Source organism: Paenibacillus shenyangensis (genome assembly GCF_000346635.1).
Lineage (GTDB): Bacteria > Bacillota > Bacilli > Paenibacillales > Paenibacillaceae > Saccharibacillus > Saccharibacillus dauci.
This window is the reverse complement of record NZ_AOIG01000005.1, coordinates 151179-168439: the sequence shown is the minus strand read 5'-3', so window position 1 is coordinate 168439 and position 17261 is coordinate 151179. Positions and strand designations below refer to the sequence as shown.

Genomic DNA, 17261 nt, shown 5'->3' with positions numbered 1-17261 from the left:
AAGGGGAAAAGAAAAATGTTAAGCAAAGCGATGAAAAAGATGGGCAAAGAAGAAAAAGGATTCACACTGATCGAGCTGTTGGCGGTTATCGTTATCCTGGCGATTATAGCGGTAATTGCAATTCCTTTGATTGGTGGGATCTTGAGTAAATCCAAAGACGATGCAGATCTAAATACAGCTTCTCAGATTTATAATGCAGCACGTATGTATGTAGTAGGAGAGAAAAATGGAGATTTCACTACTGCAAGTACAATAAAATTAATTGATCTTCAGCCATCATCTGCAGTAGCAGCCAAAGATGGAGTCACAGGCTCTTCAGCAAAATCGGGATATATTGATAGTACTATCTACCTGCCAAGTACTAAATTAGCACTTGATCCTCAAACTACTAAGGTAGTTTTCAAACCAGATGGAAATTTGGAAAGTGTAGTGCTTCATACTGTTGGTACTGCAGGAACAGAGAAAAGTTTTACAGCAGAGCAGGTTCTTAGCGCAAAGAAATAATATAATTTCTGCTTAGATGTTAGAAAAAAGTATAACCAAGCACAAAGCGAAGGAAAGAGAATTCTGCTAATGACCGACATTTAAGAAGGAAGATACACTGCTGCAAGCGAACATTCCGTATCTTCCTTCTTAACCGGAGGGAATAGCAGAATCTCTTTTCGTAGCAGACCACCTATAATGCACAACTAAACCAGGGAACCGGACAACGACTCCGGTTCCTATTTACATCCAACACCAAATCCATCAGAAAGTGAACCCACCCACCATGACTGCAATCATTGGAATATACCTGCTGATCCTCGGACTGGCACTCGGCTCTTTTTATAATGTAGTTGCCCTGCGGGTTCCGGCAGGCGAATCTGTTGTGCACCCACCATCCCGCTGTTCACGCTGTGGTACCCGGCTGGGAGCCATGGATATGATCCCTGTTCTCAGCTACTTGTTCAGCCGCGGACGCTGTCGTCACTGCGGAGTATCGGTATCTGCGCTGTATCCGCTCGGTGAAGCGGCAACCGGGTTGCTGTTTGTCTGGGTCTATCTGCAGACTGGCATCACGGGTCAGCTGCCGATCGGATTGGTGCTGGTCAGTCTGTCGGTAATCATCACGGTAGCCGATATACATTATATGAAGATTCCCAACAAAGTACTGCTGTTCTTTCTGCCGATTCTGGTCGTGCTGATTATCCTGACGCCTGCAGGTTCACTCTGGAGTCATCTGGGTGGAGCGCTGGCTGGGGGTAGTATTCTGCTGCTGATCGTTATCCTCAGCAGAGGCGGTATGGGGATGGGAGACGTTAAATTATTTGCTTTGTTCGGCTGGGTGATCGGGTTCCCCAATGTACTGCTGGCACTATTCGCCGCCTGTTTGTTGGGTCTGCTGTACGGCATGATCCTGCGGGTAGCGGGGCGCAACGGACGTGGTCAGCCGATTCCATTTGGTCCCTTTCTGGCAGCAGGTACATTGATTGCCTATGGCTATGGTTCACATATTATAAGCGGGTATCTCTCGCTCATCGGATAGGAGGATACAATTGAAGAAGCTTCAGCGTCATTCATCACATGCAGGTCTCTCGATTGAGCAAACCGGGGTCCGCTATGTCTCATTAAAAAAGAAAAAATCATGGGAATTGGATCAGAAGCGTTTTCTTGCACTGCCATCCGGCGTGATCGTGGAGAATCAGATTGAAGATGCAGAAGCGCTTCAGCGGCTTCTCCAGGAATGGGCGGTCCGTGAGAATCTCAAAGGCAAATCGGTGACTCTGTCGATCCCGCCTTCACGCATTCTGATTCGTACTATGAGTGTGCCCAATACCAGCATAAAGCAACTGGCTCAGCTGGTTGAACTGGAAGTGGAGACAGGCATGCATTTGCCTTTTGAGAATCCGGTCTATGATTATATGATCACCTCGGCAGATGAGGAGCAGACGCAGCTGCTGGTGTTCGCAGCACCGAGCCAGTTGGTCAAAGATTATATGGCACCGCTTCAGGAAGCCGGTATTCGCATCGCTGCCGTCGAGTTCTCAGCGACATCGCTGGCGAAAGCGGTTGTACAGGCGCAGGGTGCCGAATTTGGCAATGCGATGCTGCTGCAACTGAATGCCGGACTGCTGGACATTTATATGTTCCGCGGTGGTTATCCGGTATTTATGAGAACGATTAATTTTGCAATGAACAGTGAAATCTATGGTGGCGAGGGAAGCAGTGTACAGCTGTCTGCCCAGGAAGTTGCAGATATAACGCCGGAGATTTCGAGAATGCTGAACTTTTATCAGTATAGCCTTCATGATGGATCCGTACGGATTGAAGAGATTGTTGTTACCGGTTCACACCAGGAGAGAGCACTGCTGGTTGCGGAACTGCAGCAGTCCATGGGAGACCTGGAGATTCGGGAAGTGGATTTCCAGCAAGAGGATACGGTTGACTCTGAGCTGAATGATTACCGTATGGCTGTCGGCGCCGCATTGACCAGTGAGGATCGCAAATCGATCAATCTACTGCCGCGCCGGGAAGCCCAGCAGACCGAGAAATTCTCCTGGCTGGTGATTGGCATGACTGCGGTATGGGTGCTATTAATGGCACTTTCGATCTTTGGCTGGGTCAGTTATAAAGGAACCATCGCCGAGCAGGAAGTGCAGATTCAGCAGCTAAGTGACAACAATACGCTGGCTCAGCTGCAACTGAACAAGTTGAACGGAGGCGGAGGAGCCGTAGGCCCTCAAGCTGTTATGGACGCGGTAATGAATTATCGGCTCGATGCAGTCAGTGTGCTGGATCAACTGTCTCTTGCCAAGCCGAATCCTTCTGCGATCGCAAAAATCAACTATACCCGTAGTGATACCATTCAGCTGACGCTCGTGACACCTACGATGGCAGGAGCGTCTGCTTATCTGGTGAAGCTGCAGGAGATGCCATTTACCGATCGGGTTACAGTAGACAAGCTGGTTCGTAATACCGCGTTAACCGCCGGAGTCAAATCGGCCGGCAGTCTGCAATCGTATTCGGCTTCGTATACCATTACGCTCAAAGGAAGTGCAGCGGCAGCTGCCAGTGCTGCAGCCGAGCAGAAGGAGGATAGCAATGGAACAACTGAATAAATATCGCTCTTCGATTATATTGGGTCTTGCCTTGCTGTTCATTATCCTGCTCGCTGTCTATATGCTGGTTGTCCGTCCACTTGGTGAACAGACCGACACGTATACACAGAATATTACGGAACTGCAGCAGGAAGGACAGCTGCTACAGACACGGATCGCCGAGCTGCAAAGCCACCAGACTGACAATGCTGCCGTTACGACAGCTGTGCCGGATCAGGATGCGAGTGAACAGCTGCTAACTGCATTGGAACAGGTGAGCAACAAAAGTCGTACACGTCTGGCCAATATCGAGTTCCAGCAAATCCTGCCGGGAGATGCCGGTAATAGTGTCGGTGTTCCTGTTGGAATTCAGGCCGGACAAGTTCAGATGAATGCCGAGATCGAAGGCGGTTATGCACAGATTCATGAATGGATGAATCAGCTGCAAAAGATGCCGCGTCTCGTCACGATTGACTCTTTCAGCTTTGAACAGCCTTATCAGCCGATTCTAACGGCCAAAGTAACATTTACCGCTTATTATACGGTTCAATAAAATAAAAAACCGCTGCAGACAGGAGTGTCTGACAGCGGTTTTTGTTTTTTACCGGATCAACCTACATATTGATCACTATTTACCTTTTGCCCTGCTAATTCTGCTGCTCCCAGCTGAATCAGGGCAAAAGTGGGATAGTTTGGGTTTGAGTATAATGGGCAGATCTGGTAATCATCATGGGAATTAAAAAGGGTATTCTATGGGATATGCAGAACCGTTATGGATGAAGAAAATTACGTTGCTTGGCTCGTAATCGCTGAACGGAGGTGAAGCTATGCTTTATTTTGGGCAGATTGAATGGAAACGGTATAGCGAGACAATGGATCAGCTATTGCTGGAGCAGGAACAGGGCATACTTCGAACCAGCCCGCTGCATCCGGGATTTGAAGCGCAGGTCGTGTTATTGGGCACATCGACAGGACAGTATGTATTTAAGCATTGGAATCAATCTTCTCGTCCTAATGTGGAACTGCAGTATGATCTACTCGAACAGCTGCACCAGCAGCATACTGGCATTCCTGTACCGGTGCCTGTGGCTTATGGAACCGATCCAGAAGGACATGATATCCTGATCACCAGCTATAATGGGATGCCGGTTAACAAACTCAGTACCCGTGATACAGCACGATTGGCAGCAGCACTCGCCGATTTACATAAACTTGAACCTGCTCGGCTGCATCAGGTCGGCTTGCCTCTGTATGATCCAGTACAGTACTTTTTTCAACAACTTGATCAGCATTCGGATATTAGTGAATGTTTGTCCAGAATACCGATAGACTCTCTAATGCGTCAGGATCGGATTATCCATGCCGATTACCATCTCAATAATATCGTAATGCTGGATCAGCACTATACAATCATTGACTGGACCAATGTACAGCTGGGCGATGCACGAATCGATCTGGCCTGGTCGCTGCTTATTCTGGAGCTCTATGTCTCTGGCAGATATGCGGCTGTTTTCCGCAAAGCCTATCTGAATATCAACCCGTCAGCCGAGGAAGAACTGGAATCATTCACCGCCTTTTGCATCCTTCGCTGGGCACTGCAATATCGTATGAATAATGCTCCCAGACATCCTGGCGTATTAAAAAAAGCATCTACTCTGATAGCAGCCAATCCATGGCTACAACAAAATGAATTTCTCATAGATGTATAATCCCAATCAATTGGAGGTATTCGATGATATCCTATGATCCTTTGTCCCACCCGTACCCATCCCAGCGTCATTCGGTCTATGCACGTAACGGAATGGTTGCTACTTCCCAGCCGCTGGCAGCACAGGCGGGGCTCGATATTCTGCGCAAAGGTGGCAATGCTATCGACGCCGCAATAGCTACTGCTGCCTGTCTTACGGTCGTAGAACCGACTTCCAATGGAATCGGTGGAGATGCTTTTGCCATCGTATGGGCCAAAGACCAGCTGCATGGTCTGAATGCCAATGGTCCGGCGCCTGCATCCATTTCTATAGATGCGGTAAAAGCTGCCGGACATGAGCGGATGCCTACCTATGGCTGGACACCCGTCACAGTTCCAGGTGTTCCGGCAGCATGGAAAGCGCTCTCGGACCGCTTTGGCAAGCTGCCGCTGAGTGAAGTGCTGCAGCCTGCTATTGATTATGCCGAGCAGGGATTCCCTGTTTCCCCAACACTCGGCTATTACTGGCAGCTCGCCTACAAGCGGTTCTCGGATACCCTGACCGGTGAACAATATCGCAGCTGGTTTGATACCTTCGCACCGGATGGACGTGCACCGCGAATCGGAGAAATGTGGCGTTCCCCTGGGCATGCGGCCACACTCCGCAGTATTGCAGAGACCGGTGCGGAATCCTTTTACCGTGGAGAACTGGCTGAGCAGATCGATGTGCATTCGCGGCAATACGGCGGATTTCTGCGCAAAGAAGATTTGGCAGCTTTTGCTCCCGAATGGATCGATCCGATCTCGGTTAACTACCGGGGCTATGAGGTATGGGAGATCCCGCCAGCCGGTCAGGGACTGATTGCCCTGATGGCACTGAATATTCTCAAAGGCTACGAATTCACCGGTCGTGATACAGTCGATACCCATCACAAGCAGTTCGAAGCGATGAAGCTGGCATTCAGTGATGGACTTCAATACATTACACAGGAAGACAAAATGACAACGCGAGCCGAGCATCTGCTATCGGATACGTATGCTGCCGCGCGGCGTGTACTGATTGGAGATGAAGCCCTTGAGCCGAAGCCGGGCCAGCCGCAGGCAGGAGGGACAGTCTACCTTGCGACAGCTGATAGCGAAGGGAATATGGTGTCTTATATTCAGAGCAATTATATGGGCTTTGGCTCAGGAATTGTGATTCCGGGTACAGGTATCGCCATGCAAAACCGCGGTCATTCGTTTGCACTTGATCCTGCTCATGACAATCGTCTGGAACCGGGCAAAAAAACATACCATACGATTATTCCCGGCTTTCTGACCAAGGACGGCAAGCCGATCGGCCCATTTGGCGTGATGGGTGGATTTATGCAGCCCCAGGGACATGTTCAGGTTGTGATGAATATGATCGACTTTGGCCTGAACCCGCAGGCAGCTCTGGATGCACCAAGATGGCAATGGCTGGAAGGCAAAGTCATAGAAGTGGAACACGGCTTCCCAGATCATCTCGCCCAGAGTCTGATGCGTATGGGACACCAGATCCGCCGCGCCAACAGTGCCGGCAGCTTTGGACGCGGTCAGATCATTCTTCGCGATGAACAGACCGGCGTCCTGATCGGTGGCACAGAAATGCGTACAGATGGTGCTATTGCTTCCTGGTGATTCTAAATCTTTTTATCCAGCCCTAAAAATATCAGCAGCACTATATAAATATCAACAAGAATAAAAAGTAAGGATAGACGCCAGCAATCCATGCCTGAGATCTACCCTTGCTTTTTTGGAGACATATTCATTACTGGCAGTCACTATCTCAAATACCACTACTCCAGCAACCAATCATTTGTTGATCACAATCGACAGCTTGTAATTGACATGCCGATTAAGGCCCACTAGAAACTCGTCCAGCACTGCATTGGACGGAAACTGGCATTCCAGCAAATAACAGCTGTCTCCGCTGATTTTATAGTTGTGAATCACAAATGGTTCCTGCGTTTTCAAAAAGGAAAGATAAGGCTGATGATACGTGTTCTGCGTGAAAATACTGATAAAAGCATGTACCGTATAGCCTACCTTTTCCTGATTAACCCTGATCGTATAACCTTCGATAATACCCTGATCTTCCAGCCGGGCTACCCGGGAAGAAGCTGCTTGTCCGGTGAGGTGTACCTTTTCACCCAATTGCTTCATCGTGATCCGGCTATTACGGGACAGCTCCTCGATAATCTGTTTGTCAACTTGATCCATATCTATCCCAATCCTTTCAGAAATCAAGTCAAATGCTTCAAAGACTTGATCTTATCCATGTAAACCATAATTGCTCCCAGTATAAAATAGAGATACAGCCAAATACAAATCTCATTTCCATACAAAGGAGTATTAATCATGAATATACAACTTATCCGCAATGCCACACTGGTGATCCAATATGCAGGCAAAAAATTTCTGGTCGATCCGTTTCTGGCCGAACAAGGTGTTTATCCACCATTTTCCCCTTCACTGCGCGATGACCAGATGAATCCGCTGGTCGGTCTGCCTGTTCCGGTAAAGGACATTATCGACGTGGACGCAGTAATCGTGACGCATCTCCATCTGGATCATTACGATGACGCTGCCAAACAACTGCTGCCCAAAGACATCAAAATGTTCGTACAAAACGAAGAAGACGCCGTGCAGGTGAAGCAGGATGGATTCGTCAATGTAGAAGTACTGCAGGAAAATACACTTTTCGAAGGAATTCAGCTGATCAAAACCAAAGGCGAGCATGGCCGCGGCGAGATCCTCCAAAGAACCGGTCAGGTATGCGGCATCGTACTCAAGCATCCCGAGGAGAAGAATCTGTATATCGTCGGTGACACCGTCTGGTACAGCGCAGTGCAGGAAGTTATCGATACCCACCAGCCGCAGGTTATCGTCGTTAATGGCGGAGATAATCAGTTCCTGGAGGGCGGTTCGCTCGTCATGGGTAAAGAAGATATATATGAAGTGTATCAGGCTGCACCGCAGGCACCTATCCTCTCGGTGCATATGGAAGCCGTGAACCACTGGGCATTGTCGAGAGCGGAATTGAAAAGTTATGCTACGGAAAAAGGCATGTCCGATCGGCTGCTGGTACCGGAAGATGGCGAAGCATATACTTTTTGATAATGATCAAACGATGCTGACGATAAAGATGTAGCAGCCTTTTCAAAAACAGATGACCAGATGAATGTACGTGAAATCTGCTGTTAATAAGGATGAAATGAAGATACAAATACCCAAACAAGCAATAAAAAAGAGACCCTCTACAGGTCTCTTTTTTTATAAATTCGGATTATAATTTCGTTAACGATGATTGGTTATCGCGATCATCTTGCTTACAATCCGGTCTTGCAGCCCTGAGGTTCCTGCTCTAATTCCAATTCGCCGATAACTATCGTCTTCGCATTGTGGCGTCCAAACCAGCTATCCATTTTCCGTGCGATCAGGAAGCCGATGGCGATAAACGCAACTACCGGTACCAGCTGCCATGGATTCTCGAGATAGCTGTTCAGATCGGAGCCGATATACGATACGGTGAAAATCATAATTCCCCGTCCGAGCGCAGTCGCTGCGAGGAAAGAGCGAAAGCGAATGCCACTTAGCCCTGCAGCAATATGCATCATCGTAAACGGACCAAACGGCAGCAGACTGAGCATGAAAAGGTAAATAAATCCGTTCTTCTCGATCCATTCGAGACTTTTACTGACACTTTTGCGGTGGGCAAATCGCTGAACATATTCATAATGGGACAGCTGACGTACCAGACCGAATACCGTCAGAATACCAGCCATGATGCCGATCCAGGAAAATACAAATCCTGCCCATAATCCATTGGAAGCTCCATTGAGCCCGATTACTACAATTGTAGGGAGTGGAGGAATAAAGGAAATCAGAAAAGCCAGCAGCATGCTGCCTAGAGGCCCGAACGACTGGTACTGCTCCATAAGCTGTGTAATTCCCTGCTCATTCAGCGCGGAAAGCAGCTGTGTTGTTATTTCCATGCAGTCAAATCCTCTCTCCATCGTTCGCTGGGTAACATTGTTAATAGGTTATTACCCATCTGCACCCCCGGTGACATGGTGTGAAAGAGAATCTTTTTACATATTATCCTGGTCTTTGCGGCTGAAATAAGCTTCGATCCGGCGGCTGATGACCAGACAGATAACGATAAACAATACTACCCACACCAGATACCAGGGCTGTTCCCAGTACAGTGCAAAGTCTGCTCCAATAAAAGACACTGCAAATACCATTACACCCCGTCCGAATAAAATAGCGATCAGGAACGAGCGGAAACGGATTCCGCTGAGACCGGCAGCAAGATTGAGCAGTGTAAATGGGCCAACCGGGAACAGACTCAGCAGAAATACATAATTGAACCCATTATTCCTGACCCAGCGCCTTGTCCGTTCGACTCGTGGACGCTGTACGATCCGGGCCAGATAACGGTGCTGCGACAGCTTGCGAATCAGCAGAAAAGCCGTGAGCGAGCCTCCGATAATACCGATATAGGAGTACAGGAATCCCAGCCATAGCCCATATACAGCGGCATTAACCCCGAGTACGACAATAGTAGGCATCGGCGGAATAAAGGATTTGAGAAAAGGAATCAGAATACTGATCAGCGGACCGAGTGACCGATAATCGTTCATCCAGCGTCTCAGATTCTCCTCGTTAATAGCAGATAGTAGTTCCGATATATCCATGGTATGTATATCCTTTCAATTCGTAGGATCATTTCTATTTATTATAACAATATGTGTAGCCGCAGAATGGTCTATCGTGATATTTTATGAAAGTAGAGGAGGAGAAGCTATGCATATCATCATCAGGATATCCCGTAAGCTGCTGCGGATGCGCAAATCCGTACTGGCCGCGACAACGATCCTGTTTGTACTGCTCAGTTCGACGATCGCTTATGCCCTGGAGCCAGATACGTTTACCCATTGGTTCAATGCGCTCTACTGGGTGCTGACGACGATGGCGACGGTAGGATATGGGGATTATTTCATGGAGTCGATCGCGGGCAAGATTTTCACTATTTTCCTGTATATCTTTGGTATTGGCCTGCTCAGTCTGATTATTGGCAAAATTATCGACTCTCTTGGAGAATACAATCGCAGAAAGGAAGCGGGCAAATTGGCGTATACCGGCAAGAATCATGTGATCATTATCAACTGGAGCAAAAAAGCACAGTATGCGATTGACGAGCTATTTTCCAGCAATCCGGAGCTGGATATCATCATTATCGATGAACTGGAAAAGCATCCGCATGACCATTCACAAGTCCATTATGTTCATGGAGATCCGACGCGGGACGAGACGCTGAACCAGGCGAATATCCAGCATGCGCAGTCGGCTATTATTTTTGCGGATTCCCGGATTGATGATGCTTCACTGGTCGATGGCAAGTCGCTGCTGGTAGCATCCAGTATTGAACGGCTGTCTCCCCAGGTACATACTACAGTAGAAATTATGCTGGAAAACCATATCAAGAATTTTCACCATATTCATATTAATGAATTTGTATTGTCCCATGATGCTATCTCCCGACTGGCGGTACGATCCGCGCTGAATGAAGGCAATAACGATATTATCAACCAGCTGCTCAACCGCCGTTATGGTGAAGATCTGTTCCCGATTGTCCCGCGGCCGGAATGGAAAACATACGGAGATGCTTTTCAGCAGCTGCTGTCTCTGGGAGCAACGCTGATCAGTGACCGCAATGATATGACGATTAATCGCAAGCTATCCGAGACGATCCCCGCGGAAGCCCGATTGTTCATACTGTGTGATGACGAAACCTATCGCAAAATTGCCGGTTGAACCTATGGGCCAGATGCTGAAAAGCAGGCACAGATGAATAGTAGTTTGCGTGATTGAATAAGAATATGGAGACGGACGAATCTGCAGTTATTTTGCCCTTTCAGGAGTGGTATAAAGGGGTATAGGATCAATAGCAGAACGAATGGAGCACAGGCGGTTATTCGGGCAGTGGCGCATATTCGGTTCGCCAAGGTAATGCAATTGTGCTGACTTCAATTTCCGTATATACTTCATTCAACTGGTATAGACTAGACAAAGGAGTAGTTGAAAATGGCTCAGACAATCAAACCCGTAATTGCCAAGCATGTAAGCATCGGAGAAGGCATACCGAAGATCTGCGTATCCCTTATTGGCACAACGATAGAGGAAATTCGTCAGGAAGCGCTGGCGATGCAGGCAGCGGATGTAGATGTAGTCGAATGGCGCGTCGACTTCTATGAAGAGGTAGAAGACACCGGCAAAGTCAAAGAAGCGCTCAACAGCATCCGGGCGATTCTGCCATCCCGTCCGCTGATCTTCACATTCCGTACAAGCCGGGAAGGTGGAGAGCGTGATATTGAAGAGGACGCCTATTTCCGTTTGAACGAGGAAGTAATTCTTGCGGGTCAGGCAGATCTGGTGGATATCGAATTGTTTATGAATGAAGATCGTATTCGTTCGATCATTGATATGGCTCATCAGCATGATATGCATGTGATTATCTCCAATCATGATTTCCAGCAGACACCGCCCAAGGAAGAACTGCTGTCCCGTATGCATAAGGCGCTGGAGCTTGGCGGAGATATTCCCAAAATATCCATGATGCCGCAGAAAACCAGCGATGTGCTGACTCTGCTGGACGCTACCTGCACCATGCATGAACAGACCGATCATCCTATCATCACAATCTCCATGTCCGGTAAAGGCATGGTTAGCCGGATAGCCGGCGAATTATTCGGCTCGGCGCTGACATTCGGTTCCCTGCGCAATGAGTCCGCACCGGGACAGGTGCCTGTACAGGATCTGCGCCAGACTCTCAAGCTGTTCCATGCCAATTTGTAGGGAAAGTTTCCTTTTATGATACGAATGTATAACAGTAGCATGGCTTGTGAGGCGAGCAGCAGCTATATGGATAGTAGGCAAACAACAGGATACATCGCAGCGTAGAATCAGCTGCAACTCATGGCATACATATGCGAATATGTATGCCATTTTTGCATTGATACAGGCTGACATGATTAGATAGGAACAGATATCCGAATCAGGAGGGATTACATATGTACTTGGTATCCAATCATTTGCAGACGGTAACTAGACAGAAGCTACATCTGCTGGAACAGGAATGGAACATCATTTTGCCGCCATCTTATATACAGTTTCTGGAGCAGTATGGGCAGGGAACCTATTGCGGCTTATTGAACGTGGAATATCCCGATCGTGAGCGTCTGCGGGAGTTTGCGGAATACGAGCTGTGGGAGCATGATGAGCAGAGTCCGATTACACGAGAGCAATTGGCTGAATGTATTGTGATCGCCACGACGATCGATGGCGATTTTGTAGCCGTGTATCCGGGAGTGGAATCCCTGATCTGGCTGCCCCGGCATTCAGAGATCATCGAGCGGCGCAGCTGTGGAGACCAGTCGTGGGTAGAATGCATGGAGCAGTGGATAGAGGCTGCCTATGGTCCGCGGGATCTTGCGGAGACAGAGCGCTATTTTGAACCATGGAATAATCGACAGCAGCATCTGTTCCTGATGCTGGATACACAAAAAGCTATATCCAATGGTCCGTCCGTTGGCACAGAAGATGCTGAATCTGGGAGTACAGTAAATAATCTGGCAGATATCGCCCGTGAATGTACAGCGGTTATGAAACCGGATTTGATCATTGATAATGCGTATAGCGGACTGCACTTTTTCCGCCAGTTCAATGGATATGTTCGGTTTAATTACGCCTATGGCAGAGAAGTGGCTGTCTTTTATGAAAAGGAAGAATCTCAGGAAGGAAATGGAAGTTTCCTGGTTCGTCTGCTGCAATTTATGCGTGAACACGATATACAATAACAATAGGACAAAATACCCCTTCAAAAATACGAACACTTGTTCTAAAATAAAAATGAAGATTCGTGTAACACGCTCATATTTAGGAATGCGTATGTTACACGATAGATCAGGGAGGTTTTTTTAAATGGGATTGGAACTTACGGAGGCCTACATAGACGGACTGGCACCGAATGCAGCCGCAATCAAAAATGCCAGAGGACTTATTCAAAAAAGAAAGCTGGTGCAGCTTAATCGTACAGCAGATGATACATTGCTATTTGGCGAATGCGCAGGCAGTGGCAAAAGCAATTATGTCTGCTCGGCCGACTTTATTCAGCCTGACAAACCGGTTACGCGATGCAGCTGTCCAAGCCGCCAGTTTCCCTGCAAGCATGCACTGGCGATTATGTATGCCTATGCAGCAGGTGAATCATTTACTGTCGCCGAAGTCCCGGAGGACATTGCATCCAAACGTGAAAAGATAGAGAAACGGGAAGAGAAGCAGACCCAGACGGCTGCCCAGGAACAGGACCCTGTCAAAGCCGCCAAAAAGAAAGCAACCAGCAAAAATGCATTAAAGAAAAAAGTACAGGCCCAGCTGGATGGACTGGATGCTCTCGAAAAACTGCTGTTGACCCTGATTCGTGATGGTCTCGGTACGATCGATGCCAAAACCGTCAAAATGATCAATGAACAGGTCAAACAGATGGGCAACTATTATTTGACTGGAGCCCAGAACGAGCTGCGCCGGTTGGCTCTGTTGCTAGCGGAGAAGAACAATCGTGAACAGCATTATACATATATCATCGCCCAGATGACCCGCCTGCATGCACTTATTCAAAAAGGCCGTCGTCATCTGCAAGCCAAGCTGGATGATCCGGAATTGGCACTGGATGCGGAATCCACAATAGAAGAATGGCTTGGACATGCCTGGCAGCTGAGTGAACTTCAGGAATACGGCAAAATGACCGAACAGGCCGAACTGATCCAGCTATCCTTTATCAGCTATGACGATCCCGGCCGTCAGGAATATATTGATCTGGGATACTGGATGGAGATGGGTACCTCCCATATTTACCGTACCCTGCAGTATCGTCCTTACCGTGCAGCCAAGCATCTGCGGGAAGAGGATAGCTTTATGGAAATAGCTGCTGTACCTGCATTGTATCGATATCCGGGCGATCTTAATCCACGTGTACGCTGGGATGGAATGACGACCAGAGCGATTAAGCCGGAAGATATCCAGAAGGTACGTGAACAGGCTCAGCGTTCGTACGCCGATATTGTCAAACAGGTCAAAAACCAGCTCAAAAACCCACTCGCCGATGAGCATCCGGCTATAGTGATTCATGCTGCAGAGATTTGCGGCATATCCAGTGGAGGATATGCGATCACGGATGGCAGTGGACAGCATATGGTACTGAGTACCGTCGGAGGTGTGTACCCGGATACGGTCCAGCTGCTTTCTTTCCTGCCTGCGGATCAGCTGCGTGATGTAGCTGTACTTGGCATTTTTGAACATCGCATGGATACGGGTGAGCTGGTACTGCAGCCGCTATCGATTGTGACGAATGATACGATTGTCAGACTTTTATACTGAGAAGGACAGGAGGGAGAAAATGATGAGTACAGCATTATTACAGGAAGTCTATCAGGAAGTGCGTCGTTTATATATTGCAGGCAGTGAGCTGTCCGCAGGGGATTTCCGTCTGCAGAAGTTGCTGCCCCGTGTAGAGCAGCTCGGAGAACGGGCGGCAGTATTTCAAAAGATTGCCGAGGGAATCCGGGAACTGATCAGTCCACAGGGTGCGACCGGAGAAGAATCTGCTTCGGCAGTCAAGCTGCAGCGTCTGGCCCTGCTGCTATCTTCCGTACTGCGTACCCAGGGCAGCACAACAGCAGCAGGTGAGTTGCATCCCGTAGCATCCCGCCCAGCTTCGCTAACCACGACCTATACATATCGCAAAATCGCTCCACTGCAGCAGGCGCTCACTACAACAGGAGGCGGCCGTTATGAAGTTGTAAAAGAAGCATTTGCCGCAGGCATTTTCCAGGATCTGCGTACTCTGCCACTTGCACTTGGAGCATTGAACGATGCCTATGTCGAGATTGCCGAAATGGCTACCGAGCAGATTCTGCCGGCTTATGGTTCATCGATTATTCCGTATATGCTGGATCACTTTGACCCATCGGGTGGACGATTGGAAGCACGCAAGCTCAAAGTCATTTATCGTACGGGCGGCGCTGATTATATGCAGTTGTATGCCGATGCAGCAGAATCCGGTTCGGAGGAAGTGCGAACGACAGCAATAGCGATGCTCAAAGGTCATGAGGCATACACGCCATCACTGATCCTCTGGACTCGTGACAAAAAGAAAAATATTCGTGAAGCGGCTTATGCTGCCCTTGCCGGCAGTCGTTCCCAAGATGCTATGGATTGCCTTTATCATGCATTTCACAGCAAGGATATCGAACTGGTCACCAATGGGCTTAGAGAAGGCATGGCTGAGGAATTAACTGAAAAGCTGCTGCTGGATTACTGGAAAGATGTGGAGCAGATACTGGCAGAAAAAGAGGAGAAGCAGCTGAACAAGCTGCAGGTACGGATTGAAGCGTATGTATCGTTATTCTCATCACTGGATCATGCTTTGCTCAACAAATTGTATTATCTGATTCTGAATCATTACAGCCAATTTGCCCAGGATAGATGGTATCTGCTGATGAATCAGGTAGTCTCTTATGTTGAACAGTATGGAGAGCGTGAGATGCTGCCGCTGATGTTCCAGTTGGAAGACTACCGGGAGGCCTATCTGCCTTATGTGTTTCGGATGGCACATCGCCTGCTGTCGCCTGCCGAACTCTATGAGCATTATGTAGGCAAGGAAGGATTACTTCAGGCAGGTGTAGTTTCCAAGAAACGCAGAGCAAGACTGCCCAAGCTGAGACAATCCATATACAGTCTGCTGATTCGGGACGAGGTCGAGCCGGCGCTTGGCACGGCGTATGGGTCCGAGGAAGAACGTATGGCTTATACACTCCGGCTCATCCCTATGGAAGAAGTAGAACAGCAATGGGATGCACGCTGGCTGGACTGGGCTGTGAAAATAGATGATTCGGAGCTGGCAGCAGCACTGGTACGTCCGGGTATGCCGGATATACAAGTATACTTGATCGACAAATTAAAAAAGAATCCGGAATTCCGCAATCGCTGGGCACCGATTATTTTGCAGGGGCTGGATCGGAGCGGCATTTCCCGAGAAGACAAGCGTGAGCTGCTGTGGTATACGCTGGATGATAAGCGCAATACCAGCATGTATACGCTGGACCCTTATATTGTACGTTCTCTGCTGGAGCTTCCGGTAGAAGATATCGAACGCCTGGAAGCATTGCTGGTTCATGAAGATAGCAAATCAGGCTCCAGGTTCCGCTACGAAGCCGCGACACAGCTGGAGTATGTTATTCACACACTGAAAGGGATGAGAGCATGAGTAACCAGGAATCGCTGCATGAAGTACTGAGACAATCTGCTGAACAGCTGTATGCCCATGAACTGGAGGCGCTTCGTCAGACAGACACCGGAAAAGTTCCGGCTGGATGGCAGATGTCACCGCAGGCTGTACTGACATTTATTACTGGTGGCAAAGCCGGCAAGGTGGATATCACACCCAAATATATTGGTAATCGCAGACTGGTAGAGATGGCAATTGCTACACTGGTAACGGACCGTGCCCTGCTGCTGATCGGTGAACCGGGTACTGCCAAGTCCTGGCTGTCGGAGAATTTGACAGCTGCCATTTACGGACATTCCGGTCTGGTGGTTCAGGGAACAGCAGGCACAACCGAGGAGCATGTGCGTTACTCCTGGAACTATGCGATGCTGCTGGCGAATGGTCCAACACCAGAAGCACTGGTACAGAGCCCGATTATGCGGGCGATGGAAGCGGGCGGAATCGCTCGATTTGAAGAAATTTCACGCTGTGCTTCCGAAGTGCAGGATGCCCTTATCTCGATTTTGTCGGAGAAGACCATCTCTGTCCCCGAGCTGGGCAAAGAAATGAATGCCCGCAAAGGATTCTCGATTATCGCGACCGCCAATACAAGAGATCGCGGGGTAAACGAAATGTCGGCTGCGCTCAAGCGTCGTTTTAATATTATCGTACTGCCCGCACCGGACAGTATCGAGACCGAGATTGAAATTGTCAGAAAACGTGTCGGCGAGATTGCATCGGCATATGATCTGCAGGCAGCCGTTCCGGCAGAGGAAGCACTGTACAAAGTCGTAACGATTTTCCGGGAGCTGCGCAGTGGCATGACACTGGATAAGAAGAACAAGCTGAAATCACCGGCTGGCGTCATCTCGACAGCAGAAGCGATTTCCCTGTTGACCAATAGTATGGCTCTTGCTGCCAGCTTTGGCAGCGGTGAACTGACGGATGAAGATCTGGCAGCCGGACTTCAGGGGGCTATCGTCAAGGACGATGACAAAGACCGGATCGTCTGGAAGGAATATCTGGATAATGTAATGAAGAAACGCGGTGCAGACTGGCATGGACTGTATCATGCCTGCAAGGAGATCAACCAGTGAGTACCGGTAACGGTAACGGAGTGCATATTTTTGGCGTCCGCCACCTGTCC

16 protein-coding genes are annotated in these 17261 nt (G+C 48.6%); 13 read left to right on the top strand and 3 right to left on the bottom strand.

Annotated elements, in window-relative coordinates; all coding sequences use genetic code 11:
* Positions 1-15: 15 nt before the first annotated feature.
* The 6 genes from H065_RS0103815 (at position 16) to H065_RS0103790 (ending at position 6423) form a co-directional block, all read left to right on the top strand.
* Entirely contained in the window at positions 16-504 is a 489-nt protein-coding gene (locus tag H065_RS0103815) for a prepilin-type N-terminal cleavage/methylation domain-containing protein (RefSeq protein WP_017811694.1), read from the top strand.
* 265 nt (positions 505-769) lie between these two features.
* Positions 770-1525, top strand: a complete 756-nt coding sequence (locus H065_RS0103810) for a prepilin peptidase (protein ID WP_017811693.1) — start codon at positions 770-772, stop codon at positions 1523-1525.
* Between the two features lie 10 nt (positions 1526-1535).
* Positions 1536-3098 (top strand): pilus assembly protein PilM, encoded by a 1563-nt coding sequence (gene pilM, locus H065_RS0103805; protein WP_017811692.1) that lies wholly within the window; start codon positions 1536-1538, stop codon positions 3096-3098.
* Positions 3082-3630 carry a type 4a pilus biogenesis protein PilO gene (locus H065_RS0103800; RefSeq protein WP_017811691.1) on the top strand — a complete coding sequence of 183 codons (549 nt, stop codon included), beginning with the start codon at positions 3082-3084 and terminating at the stop codon, positions 3628-3630. Before pilM ends, H065_RS0103800 begins: the two co-directional genes overlap by 17 nt.
* Positions 3631-3904: 274 nt before the next feature.
* Positions 3905-4786 (top strand): aminoglycoside phosphotransferase family protein, encoded by an 882-nt coding sequence (locus tag H065_RS25155; RefSeq protein ID WP_017811690.1) that lies wholly within the window; start codon positions 3905-3907, stop codon positions 4784-4786.
* Positions 4787-4809: 23 nt separating this feature from the next.
* Entirely contained in the window at positions 4810-6423 is a 1614-nt protein-coding gene (locus H065_RS0103790) for a gamma-glutamyltransferase family protein (RefSeq protein WP_017811689.1), read from the top strand.
* A 174-nt stretch (positions 6424-6597) separates the two neighbouring features.
* Here H065_RS0103790 and H065_RS0103785 read toward each other — a convergent pair whose 3' ends face one another.
* Positions 6598-7005, bottom strand: coding sequence for an Lrp/AsnC family transcriptional regulator (locus tag H065_RS0103785; protein WP_017811688.1), 408 nt, complete (start codon positions 7003-7005; stop codon positions 6598-6600).
* Between the two features lie 138 nt (positions 7006-7143).
* On the opposite strand from H065_RS0103785, the gene H065_RS0103780 reads away from it, so the two are divergent.
* Complete coding sequence (locus H065_RS0103780; RefSeq protein ID WP_017811687.1) at positions 7144-7902, top strand: MBL fold metallo-hydrolase; 759 nt, start codon at positions 7144-7146, stop codon at positions 7900-7902.
* Between the two features lie 212 nt (positions 7903-8114).
* Here the strand turns inward: H065_RS0103780 and H065_RS25150 are convergent, their stop codons facing one another.
* Positions 8115-8780 (bottom strand): TVP38/TMEM64 family protein, encoded by a 666-nt coding sequence (locus H065_RS25150; protein ID WP_017811686.1) that lies wholly within the window; start codon positions 8778-8780, stop codon positions 8115-8117.
* A gap of 96 nt (positions 8781-8876) precedes the next feature.
* Positions 8877-9485, bottom strand: coding sequence for a TVP38/TMEM64 family protein (locus H065_RS0103770; RefSeq protein WP_017811685.1), 609 nt, complete (start codon positions 9483-9485; stop codon positions 8877-8879).
* 109 nt (positions 9486-9594) lie between these two features.
* On the opposite strand from H065_RS0103770, the gene H065_RS0103765 reads away from it, so the two are divergent.
* The 6 genes from H065_RS0103765 to H065_RS0103740 all read left to right on the top strand — a co-directional run bounded on the left by H065_RS0103765 (position 9595) and on the right by H065_RS0103740 (position 17211).
* On the top strand, positions 9595-10605 hold the full coding sequence (locus tag H065_RS0103765) for a potassium channel family protein (RefSeq protein WP_017811684.1): 1011 nt from the start codon (positions 9595-9597) through the stop codon (positions 10603-10605).
* A gap of 270 nt (positions 10606-10875) precedes the next feature.
* Complete coding sequence (gene aroD / locus H065_RS0103760; RefSeq protein ID WP_017811683.1) at positions 10876-11646, top strand: type I 3-dehydroquinate dehydratase; 771 nt, start codon at positions 10876-10878, stop codon at positions 11644-11646.
* Positions 11647-11861: 215 nt separating this feature from the next.
* Positions 11862-12647: an SMI1/KNR4 family protein gene (locus tag H065_RS0103755; protein WP_017811682.1), complete on the top strand. Its 786-nt coding sequence runs from the start codon at positions 11862-11864 to the stop codon at positions 12645-12647.
* A gap of 124 nt (positions 12648-12771) precedes the next feature.
* Positions 12772-14226: an SWIM zinc finger family protein gene (locus H065_RS0103750; protein ID WP_017811681.1), complete on the top strand. Its 1455-nt coding sequence runs from the start codon at positions 12772-12774 to the stop codon at positions 14224-14226.
* Positions 14227-14245: 19 nt separating this feature from the next.
* On the top strand, positions 14246-16114 hold the full coding sequence (locus H065_RS0103745) for a HEAT repeat domain-containing protein (RefSeq protein WP_017811680.1): 1869 nt from the start codon (positions 14246-14248) through the stop codon (positions 16112-16114).
* Positions 16111-17211 (top strand): AAA family ATPase, encoded by a 1101-nt coding sequence (locus H065_RS0103740; RefSeq protein WP_017811679.1) that lies wholly within the window; start codon positions 16111-16113, stop codon positions 17209-17211. Before H065_RS0103745 ends, H065_RS0103740 begins: the two co-directional genes overlap by 4 nt.
* Positions 17212-17261 lie beyond the last annotated feature (50 nt).